The organism is Algoriphagus algorifonticola (genome assembly GCF_007655305.1).
GTDB lineage: Bacteria > Bacteroidota > Bacteroidia > Cytophagales > Cyclobacteriaceae > Algoriphagus > Algoriphagus algorifonticola.
Genome location: NZ_VLOG01000059.1, coordinates 1 through 8,913, shown reverse-complemented (window position 1 = coordinate 8,913; position 8,913 = coordinate 1). Strand labels below are relative to the sequence as shown.

Genomic DNA, 8,913 nt, shown 5'->3' with positions numbered 1-8,913 from the left:
CTTTTACAAAGCTTTCGTCCTAAACCTTATTTACATTTTCAAAGGGGGAATTGACCCGTATCTTGCCAAAGGCATATCTTCAAATTATCTTGAAAAGTATCTTTTCTACTATTTCGCCTAGGCATATTTCTATCTATTTCTACTGTATTTCTCTAGATAAATATGTCGCCGCAGGCATATCTTGATAATATCTTTAAAAAGTATCTTATCAAATTACCCCCTCAATCTCACAGAGGACTTTCTAACCAATAACTCTGTTTCCAAAGTCAAGGCATCTTTCACCTCTTCAGGATTCACTTTCTTTTCGATGATGTCGAGTAGCATCTCGGTTGCTTTGGCACCCATATTAAATCCTGGCTGGGCCACAGAGGATAGGCTTGGCTCTATCATGGAACAAAACTGCCAATTGCTGAAACCAACGATTCCTACATCTTCTGGAACTCGTAATCCCGCCGCTTTGCATGCTAGCATGGCTCCTACAGCTGCCATGTCATTATTTCCAAAGAAGGCATCAGGCTTTTGCTTGAGATTATCCAGTAGTGATTTGGTGATTTTCTGCCCCTCATCACTAGTTCCGATAGGACATTCCACAATCAGTTCTTCGTTAATGGCAATTCCATAATTTTTTAATGCATCTCTATATCCTCTTTCCCGTTCTTGGCTGATTTTTAGATTTTTGGGACCAGCTAAATGGACAATTCTGGAATATCCTTGGGTGATTAAATGGGAAACAGCATCAAAGGCACCCTGATAATCATCCACCATCACATTGATAGCATTTGGAATTTCTGGAACTCGGTCGAAAAAGACTATGGGATATCCTTGATCCAATAATCTTGAAAAGTGGTTGAAATCTTTTGTTTCCTTTGAATAGCTCACCAAAAAACCATCAATCTGATTGGAAAGCATGGTGTCAATACTTGATTGTTCCCTGTCTAATTTTTCATTGGTTTGAGTCAAAATCACATTATATCCCCGGGAGTAAGCTACCTCCTCAATTCCGGATATTACGGTGGAAAAAAAGAAATGCACAACTTCAGGAATTATCACGCCTATGGTAAAAGACCGACTTTTTCTTAAGGAAAGTGCAATGGCGTTGGGCCTGTAATTCAGCTTTTTAGCAAGCTCTTTTACCTTACGCTTGGTCTCATCACTTATTCCCGGATAATCTTTCAAAGCTCGCGAAACAGTAGAGGAAGAGACATTTAGCTCCCTTGCGATATCCTTTATAGTGGCTTGTTCAATCTTCATAAAATTATAATATTCCCAGAATTGAATATAAGGTTATTTGATCCAAAATGAATGAGTAAATAACCGCCATTTTTTTTGATTTTCACCAAAATACTGAAACCAAAGGAATTAAGTAAAAAAAATCTTTTGAAATGCAAACGTTGACGCAAACGATTGCAATAAAAAATTAGGTGGGTTTAAGCCAACCTCTATTGTTTTCTTTTTTTTCCTGACTTATTATTTGAAAGGATTAAGACATAACTCCTTTTGAAAAACCCAGAATTAAAGAGTTGAAATTGTCTTTTTCCAAGAATTCATAAAACATTAACAAAAACACCAAAATCTATTACAAACTCTTACACGCTATGAAAGCATTCAAAAGATTAAGCCTTATTGCAGCGATAATTCCTGTGATTTGGGGATGTGACAATTACGAAATGCCTCCAATTATTCCACAAACGGGAGCCACTTTGAGTAGCCCTGCGAATGGATCAAGTTTAGTTTTAAATTCCCAAGACCCTGAAGAATTGATTCCGTTTACCGTTACTGCTGCTGATTTTGGAATGCAAGGCACAGTAACTTATTCTTTGGAAATGGATTTGGCTGGGGCAAATTTCGCGAAGCCAATTGCATTGGGAAGTAGCACTTCTAATATTATCGAAGTACTTACCTCCAAGATCAATGATGAATTAATCGCTAAGGGTGCAGCTTTTGATGTGCCAGTAAATGTAGACTTCCGTGTAAAGTCAACAATCAATCAGCCTCTATCTCCAATTTTCGGAGAGGTGGTGACTCTTGCAGTTACTCCCTTCAATACTGAGGTAGATTTTCCATTAATGTATGTGCCTGGAGATTATCAGGGATGGAATCCGGAAAATGAAATGACGGTATTGAAATCTGTGAATTTCGATGATGTTTATGAAGGATATGTACACATTTTACCTGGAGGTACCGGTGAATTCAAAGTAAATGAGACCAATAGCTGGGATGTTAATTATGGGGACAATGGAGCTAACGGTACGCTGGATAGAGATGGTGATAATATCAAAGTTACCAAATTCGGGACTTTCTTCATGAAAGTTGATTTGGCTGCTAAAACCTATACTTTAAGCGAACCACTTTACTGGGGAATCATCGGCGACGCCACTGCAGGTGGTTGGGACTCTGAAACCAAAATGCAGTTTGACAGAGAAAACAATGTTTTGAAAATCACAGCTGATTTAAAGAAAGGCGAAATGAAATTTAGAGCCAATCAAAGCTGGAGCCATAATTATGGTGGCGCTAATGGTGAATTAACTGCAGATGGAGCAAACATTCAGGTAGCTGAAGCGGGTAAATACACTGTGACGCTTAACTTTACCGAGCCGGGAGCTGTGACTTACACATTGACTAAGAACTAAAAGGCTATTTTATTCTAAGAAACCGACTGGAGTCATTTTCTACTCTAGTCGGTTATTTCCATTTCAGGAAATCATTACCTTGAAGATTAAAGTTTGAATTTTGAAGTCTCAGGATAAATTATAATCACCTTTTAATACAGGCTATTTTGCCGCTGAATAGAAATTAATTCCCCAATGAAAAAAAGTCTACTCTTTCTCGTTTCCCTAGTATTTTTTGCCTTTAATCCTGGCCTGTTTGCTCAGGTTACTACCGAGCCGGCTGTACCCAATGCGTCTCAAAAAATCAAAATCATTTATGATGCATCAAAAGGTACAAGCGGTTTAAAAGATTGTAATTGCGATGTTTTTATACACATAGGAGCGGTTACTCAAGGTCCCGCTTCGACAACATGGTCTATAGTTCCTTTTCAGTGGGGAACCAATGACCCAAAAGCCAAAATGACTAAGGTAGCTGGGCAGGCCAATATTTACACTTATGAACTAACACCGGATACTTTTTTTGACAATCCAAATGGTCTAACCATTTATCGTTTGGGGCTGGTTTTTAGAAATGTAGATGGTACCAAGGAAGGGAAAACTTCCGCAAATGGAGACTTTTTTGTTGACCTGGCGCAAGGATTTACTGTTCAGATTACCAATCCAAGTGGGCCCTCCATTTCTTTGGAAGAAGGCGAAAATTTCACTTTTAAAGCACAAACTTCTGCTCCTGCTGATATCAGTTTTGAATTGAATGGCACCGAGGTAAAAAAAGCCAGTAATGTGGAAGTATTGGAGTATGCTTACACAGCCACGACTGCGGGAAATTATACTTTGACGGCAAAGGCTGTTCAGGGTTCGAATACAGATACAGAGTCTGTAAATATCGTAGTTTTTGGAGCTTCAGAGGTAGCAGCCTTGCCAAGTGGAGCGAGATTAGGGATCAATTATATTTCTGACACGGAGGTTATTTTGGCTTTGCAGGCGCCTGGGAAAAAATTAGCCCATGTAATAGGAGATTTTAACGACTGGAAAGTTTTGCCTGAGTATCAAATGAAAAGAACCCCGGATGGGGAAATATTCTGGTTAAAATTGGAAGGTTTGACCCCAAAGCAAGAATACATTTTTCAGTATTTGGTGGATGCAAGTATTAGAATAGGAGATCCATATGCTGACAAAACCTCAGATCCATTCAATGACCAGGAAATTATTCAACAAAATAGGCATCCTGGTTTAAAACCCTATCCAACCGGAAAAACGGAATTTCAGGCTACCTATCTACAAACAGCCCAAGATAAGTACGCCTGGAAAAATACTACTTATCAAAAGCCTTCTCCAGAGAATTTAGTCATCTATGAATTATTGGTTAGAGACTTTGATGAAAAAAGAACTTACCAGGCAGTTATTGATCGATTGGATTATTTAAAAAACTTGGGTGTCAATGCGATAGAATTAATGCCTGTAGGGGAATTTGAAGGTAATTTATCTTGGGGCTATAATCCTTCCTTCTTTTTTGCGCCTGATAAATATTACGGAACCAAAAATGATTTGAAACGCCTAATAGATGAAGCTCATGGAAAAGGAATCATGATCATTTTGGATATGGTGTTAAACCATGCCTTTGGTCAAAATCCCATGGTTCGACTTTTTAATGATGGAGATTATGGAGCTCCAACTGAGGACAATCCCTGGTTTAACCGGGTGGCAAAACACCCATTTAATGTAGGCTACGATTTCAATCATGAAAGTAAATACACCCAGGCTTTTGTAGATTCGGTCAACAATTATTGGTTGACGGAATACAAGGTAGACGGCTTCCGTTTTGATTTATCCAAAGGATTCACCCAAGTCAACACTGGAGACAATGTTGGACTTTGGTCTCAATATGACCCTAGTAGAGTCAAGATCTGGAAGCATATATACGATAAAATAAAAGCCAATCACCCCGATGCCTATGTGATCTTGGAGCACTTGGCGGCCAATGAAGAGGAAAAAGAGCTGGCAGATTATGGATTGATGTTTTGGGGGAATATGAATTTCGATTTCCGTGAAATGGCGAAAGGAGAAAATAAGGACTTTTCCTGGGCTTCCCATAAAAACCGAAATTGGAACGAGCCTAACTTAGTTGCTTATATGGAATCCCATGACGAGGAAAGAGTGATGTGGGAATCTCTAAATTTTGGAAAAACTTCTCCCATCAATATCAAGCAATTGGAAAACGCCGTCAACAGAAATCAATTATTGACAGCTTTTTACTTTGCTGTTCCCGGACCTAAAATGATCTGGCAGTTTGGAGAGTTTGGCTATGATGTAGAGCTGAATAATGACCGATTGGGTATCAAACCTACCCGCTGGAATTATCTGGATCAGCCACAAAGACAGCGGCTTTTCAAATTATATCAGGAAATGATCAAGTTGAAAAAGGAACATCAGGCTTTCAACAAACCCAATAAATCCAGTTTGAGTCTTAGCGGTGCGGTGAAATCCATTGTTTTGGAACATCCGGATATGGATGTGGTTCTCCACGGGAATTTTGGGCTTTCCAATGCAGGAAATGTCAGCCTCTCTTTTCCTAGGACTGGGACTTGGTACAATTACTTTACCGGGGAGGAATTCAATGTAAGCAGTACCACTGTAAGCTTTAATCTTAGACCTTCTGAGTTTGTGCTTTTCACCAGTAAAAAGCTCCCTAAGCCTAGTCCAGGAATTGTTCAGGAAGATTTTGTGACTTCAGTTCCTAAGGAAATAATCCCGGCCGGTGAGTTCAAACTCTATCCAAATCCTGCAGCACAACAGCTTAATGTGCAGTTGCCTGAAGGTATGACTGCTGCCAATTATCGCATCGTGGATATGAGCGGAAGAGTAATGTATTCAGGAGAAAGTAGGGGCATTGAGCAGATTTTAGAATTCGATTTGGGTAATTTTAAGTCTGGTATTTATATCTTTGAAGCGTTTGACAACAGACGGGTGCTGCATCAGCGCTTTATTAAGGATTAACCAAACCTAAGAACATGAAATGCCCATGAGGAAAAATCTCACACAACTTGTCCCGTCCGCCGCGGCGGATAGGGAGGGGGATGCCCCGATAAATCGGGGTAGGGCATTCCATCTGACCTTTAAAAAACAAATAATAAACAGATGAAATTTAAACCAGGAGTAAAATACGGACAAGAGCTCAGAGATTTGTATGCTTATGCAAAGGAAAATGAGTTTGCAATGCCGGCGGTAAATGTCATTGGCACCAATTCAGTAAATGCTGTATTGGAAACAGCCAAGAAAGTCAATTCCCCGGTGATCATTCAGTTTTCCAATGGAGGAGCACAATTTTTCGCAGGAAAAGGATTAGCAAATGATAAGCAACAGGCAAGTATAGCAGGTGCTGTATCCGGTGCGCATCACGTGCATCAGATGGCCGAAGCTTATGGTGTGCCTGTAATTCTGCACACAGATCATGCAGCTTTGAAGTTATTGCCTTGGATTGATGGCATGCTGGAAGCTGGCAAAGCCTATTACGCAACTCACAAGAAGCCTTTGTTCTCTTCTCATATGTTGGATCTTTCAGAAGAGCCTTTGGAAGAAAACGTGGAAATCTCCTGCAAGTATTTCAGAGAGTTTGAAAAGCTTCAAATGGCTATCGAAATTGAGCTTGGAGTAACTGGCGGGGAAGAGGATGGAGTTGATAACACAGACGTGGATTCTTCCAAACTTTATACTCAGCCTGAAGAAGTGGCTTATGCTTATGAGCATTTGAAGCAAATTGGTGACTTGTTTACTATTGCTGCTGCTTTTGGAAATGTTCATGGTGTATACAAGCCTGGGAATGTCAGCTTGAAGCCAATTATTTTGAAAAACTCACAGGACTATATCAATGAGAAATACGGAACAACCGGAAAGCCATTGAACTTTGTGTTCCACGGAGGTTCAGGTTCATCAGTAGAGGAAATCAGAGAAGCTAATTCTTATGGTTCTATCAAAATGAACATTGACACTGATATGCAATGGGCTATGTGGGAAGGTGTTCTTCATTATTACAAAAAGAACGAAGGCTATCTTCAAACCCAGTTGGGTAACCCAGAAGGTGCTGATAGCCCTAACAAAAAATATTATGACCCACGTGTTTGGTTGAGAAAAGGCGAAGAGAACTTCGTGAAACGCCTGGAAATGGCCTTTGACATGCTTAACGCGGTCAATAAAAACTAAAATAGACCTCAAAAAAGTCACTTTAATCGGTGACTTTTTTATTGACCTGATCCCACTGAAGATGAGTAAATTAAAGAAAATCAAATGACCTAACTCAAAGTGTTCATTGTTCAATGTTCAGCGTTCAGAGGCGCTACTGATGAACCTTGAACTCTGAACTTTGAACCAATACCGCCTATGAAATCATCCATCTTATTAACCTCCATGGTATCAATTGCGATAGCCTCTGCTTGTACTCAAAACGAAAAGCCTGAAGTGAAAAACTATTGGCCTAAAGCAGGAGTGACCTATGAGATTTTTGTTCAGTCTTTTGCAGATTCCAATGGGGATGGAATTGGGGATTTCAATGGAGTAACGGAAAAACTCGATTATGTGAAGGAATTAGGAGCTGATGCAATTTGGTTTATGCCAATCATGCCTTCACCGACATATCATAAATATGATGTAACGGATTACAAAGCCGTGCATCCTGATTATGGTACTCTGGAGGATTTTAAGAGATTATTGGCAGAAGCCCACAAGCGGGATATTAAGATTGTGATCGATATGATTATCAATCATACTTCCAATCAGCACCCTTGGTTTTTGGAATCTAAGTCTGGAAGAGATAATCCTTATAGAGATTATTATGTGTGGGCTCAAAAAGATACCATTGCTGATTTCTTGGATAAAAAGGTCATTACACTTGATTCTGACAATATCCGTCAATGGCATGATCCGGGGCAAGGAGAGGATTATTATTATGGATTTTTTTGGGGAGGAATGCCGGATTTGAATTTTGATAACCCTAAGGTTAGAGAGGAAATCTACGATATAGGAAGATTTTGGTTGGAAGAAGTAGGTGTGGATGGGTTTAGATTGGATGCTGCAAAGCATATCTTCCCTGATGATAGACCTTTGGATAATCATGCTTTCTGGAAGGAGTTTCGAGAAAAAATGGAGGCTATCAAGCCCGATGTGTACTTGGTAGGAGAGGTTTACGATAAGAAAGAGGTGGTAGCTCCTTATTTGCCAGGCTTGCCTGCACTATTCAATTTTGATTTTCATTACACCCTTTTAGAAGCATTTGAGAAAGAGGATGGTATGCTTTTGGCGAAAAAGCAGAAAGAAATCATTGACTTTTACCAAAATATCACGCCTAATTTTATTGATGCCACCATTTCATCCAATCATGATCAGCCACGTTTATTGAATGAACTGGGTTCGGATCCATCCAAAATGAAGCAAGCGGCAGCCATTTTATTAACCATGCCTGGAGCACCCTATATTTATTATGGGGAAGAAATTGGAATGTTGGGTTTGAAGCCCGATGAGCATATTCGAGAACCGTTTTTATGGGATGTGAAAGAAAAAGATCAGTGGAGGGCTACTTGGATAGAGCCTAAATACAGTACTGATGAGACGGTTACCCCTTTGGCCTTACAAAGAGAAGATCCAAAAAGCTATTTCAATCATTATAAGGATATGATTGCCTTGAGAAATTCCCATCCGGCTCTAGCAGTTGGAGAATTGATTTTACCTGAGCAAGAATTCCCTAAATCTGTGATGGCTTACTTTAGAAAGTCAGGTGACCAAGAGATTTTCGTGATTCACAATATTGGTTCCAAAGAGGTGGAGGTAGAGCTTCCTGAAGGTTACAAAGAAGTCATATTTGGCTTGGGCGATGGAATCAATGTCAATGGTAATTTGAATTTGAAAGGATTTGCTTCGAGGGTTTATTTGAAAAATTGATAAATGGAAAAACGGGTCAATCCCCCCTTTGGAATATTGCACAAGTTTAGGAAGACGAGTAAAATCAAAGGGGGAGGGGGATTTAAGTTGAAATACAGTAGAAATAGTTAGAAATACGCCTTCGGCGAAATATTCCTAAACCCGAGTTTATCGATAAGATATTTTTCAAGATAAGAGAAGATATGCCTTCGGCAAGATACGGGTCAAATCCCCCTTTGGAAACGTGAATTCAGTATAGGACGACTTCTTTTCTCAAAGGGGGTATGGGGGATTTTAGTAGAAATACAGTAGAAATAAGTTGGAATACGCCTGTGGCGAAATAATTGGAATAACTCGATAAGATTCAAAGATATTTCTCAAGATCTTATAAAGATAT

The 8,913-nt window shown here is 39.5% G+C and carries 5 protein-coding genes; 4 read left to right on the top strand and 1 reads right to left on the bottom strand.

The genetic code is table 11. The features are described from left to right. Positions 1–213 precede the first annotated feature (213 nt). Positions 214–1,251: a LacI family DNA-binding transcriptional regulator gene (locus FL972_RS16625; protein ID WP_144607061.1), complete on the bottom strand. Its 1,038-nt coding sequence runs from the start codon at positions 1,249–1,251 to the stop codon at positions 214–216. 344 nt (positions 1,252–1,595) lie between these two features. On the opposite strand from FL972_RS16625, the gene FL972_RS16620 reads away from it, so the two are divergent. From FL972_RS16620 to FL972_RS16605, 4 genes are all read left to right on the top strand, one after another. Continuing rightward, positions 1,596–2,630, top strand: coding sequence for a SusE domain-containing protein (locus FL972_RS16620; RefSeq protein WP_144607059.1), 1,035 nt, complete (start codon positions 1,596–1,598; stop codon positions 2,628–2,630). Between the two features lie 174 nt (positions 2,631–2,804). Then, positions 2,805–5,603: an alpha-amylase family glycosyl hydrolase gene (locus FL972_RS16615; protein ID WP_144607056.1), complete on the top strand. Its 2,799-nt coding sequence runs from the start codon at positions 2,805–2,807 to the stop codon at positions 5,601–5,603. 141 nt (positions 5,604–5,744) lie between these two features. Then, a complete protein-coding gene (fbaA, locus tag FL972_RS16610) occupies positions 5,745–6,806 on the top strand; it encodes a class II fructose-bisphosphate aldolase (protein ID WP_091655547.1) in 1,062 nt (353 codons plus the stop codon). 177 nt (positions 6,807–6,983) lie between these two features. Next, on the top strand, positions 6,984–8,537 hold the full coding sequence (locus FL972_RS16605; protein ID WP_144607054.1) for an alpha-amylase family glycosyl hydrolase: 1,554 nt from the start codon (positions 6,984–6,986) through the stop codon (positions 8,535–8,537). Positions 8,538–8,913 lie beyond the last annotated feature (376 nt).

Excerpts from the sequence above, each read along its gene's own strand:
- fbaA (WP_091655547.1), top strand. The coding sequence starts at position 5,745 with ATGAAATTTAAACCAGGAGTAAAATACGGACAAGAGCTCAGAGATTTG.
- FL972_RS16625 (WP_144607061.1), bottom strand. The coding sequence starts at position 1,251 with ATGAAGATTGAACAAGCCACTATAAAGGATATCGCAAGGGAGCTAAAT.
- FL972_RS16620 (WP_144607059.1), top strand. The coding sequence starts at position 1,596 with ATGAAAGCATTCAAAAGATTAAGCCTTATTGCAGCGATAATTCCTGTG.
- FL972_RS16615 (WP_144607056.1), top strand. The coding sequence starts at position 2,805 with ATGAAAAAAAGTCTACTCTTTCTCGTTTCCCTAGTATTTTTTGCCTTT.
- FL972_RS16605 (WP_144607054.1), top strand. The coding sequence starts at position 6,984 with ATGAAATCATCCATCTTATTAACCTCCATGGTATCAATTGCGATAGCC.